The 1519-nt window shown below is 66.1% G+C and carries 1 pseudogene; it reads left to right on the forward strand.

From position 1 onward, the window contains the following. Positions 1-284 precede the first annotated feature (284 nt). Positions 285-1436: pseudogene (locus ABZS64_RS39285) on the forward strand (IS3 family transposase); the annotation flags it as partial. Between the last annotated feature and the right edge of the window lie 83 nt (positions 1437-1519).

Raw genomic sequence — 1519 nt, forward strand, 5'->3', positions numbered from 1 at the left:
GCGCTGAACGCTTTCGACATCACCTTCGACGGCCGACTCTCAGCAGCCCGTCAGTAACCAACAACCCCAGTTACACCGCTCGTTTGACAGACCCGGATCTGGTAGCAGGCCAGCGGCCCACGACAACGGGCGGCCCTGGGCTTCACGCCTCTCCCGCACCAGGGCCGCCGACGCTGGCAATCCGGCCGATGAACCGTTCCGGGTTTGATGGAGATGGTATGCCCCGGTTCTGATGGCGTCGGGTTGCTGGACAATTGACGATCCAGCAGCCTTCGGAGGCCGTGATGCCCCGCAGCTATCCGCCCGAGTTCCGCCGCAAGGTTCTCGATCTCGTCGCATCGGGAAGGAAGGTCGCCGAGGTCGCCCGGCTCCTCGGCATCAGCGACCAGACGATCTATGTCTGGCGCCGCCAGCACCTCATCGATACAGGGCAGTTGCCCGGTACGAACAGCAGTGACCTGTCCGAGCTCGCTGCGGCCCGTAAGCGTATCGCCGAGCTGGAGGCCGAGTTGGCTATCCACCGGCGGGCTGCTGAACTGCTGGGTGAGGTGACGTCCCCAAAAGGCGGTTCGAAGCCATCCGGGTGATGGCCCGCGAGCACCTGCCGGTGCAGTTGGCCTGCCGGGTGCTGCATGTCGCCGAGTCCGGGTACCATGCCTGGCGGGACCGTCCGCCGTCGAACCGCCTGGTCAAGCACGCCTGGCTGACCGAGGCCATCGTGGGCATCCACACCGCCTCCTGGGGCACCTACGGCTCCCGCCGGGTGCACGCCGAACTCGGTCTGGGCCTGAGCATCCATGTCAGCCATGGCACCGTGGAGCTGCTGATGCAGCGCGCCGGCCTGCACGGCCTGCCCGGCAACCGGCGCCCCCGCGCCAAGCATGTGACCCCCTCCGTCACCGACCTGGTGGAGCGGAACTTCACCCGTCACGCCCGAGACCAGTTATGGGTCACGGACATCACCGAGCACCTCACCTGGGAGGGCAAGGTGTACTGCGCGGTCGTCCTGGACACGTTCTCGCGACGCGTGGTGGGCTGGTCGATCGACGCCTCGCCCACCGCGGCGCTGACCACCAACGCCTTGGCCATGGCCATCGGCAACCGCTCCCCGCGGCCGGGTGGCACCATCATCCACTCCGATCACGGAGTGCAGTTCGGGTCCTGGGCGTTCACCCAGCGCGCGAGAACATCCGGCCTGCTGCCCTCGATGGGCTCCATCGAGGACTGCGTGGACAACGCGATGATGGAGTCCTTCTGGGCCCGGGTCCAGGTCGAACTGCTCAACCGCAGACGATGGCGAACGCGTCTGGAGCTGTCCACCGCGCTCTTCGAGTACCTGGAAATCTTCCATAACCGAACAGCGCAGGCACTCCGCGCTGGGCATGCTCAGCCCGGTGGAATACGAACTCCGCACCCCGCCTAGCAGGACTCCGTTACGTCTGCCTGTCGGTCCTGTTTGGGGGCATGTTGAGGGTGTGGATGCACATGAAGTGAACCGTGCTCGGGCGAAGTTGGCGTT

Origin of the sequence: Streptomyces sp. NPDC005408 (assembly GCF_040606445.1) — a bacterium.
Taxonomy (GTDB): Bacteria; Actinomycetota; Actinomycetes; order Streptomycetales; family Streptomycetaceae; genus Streptomyces.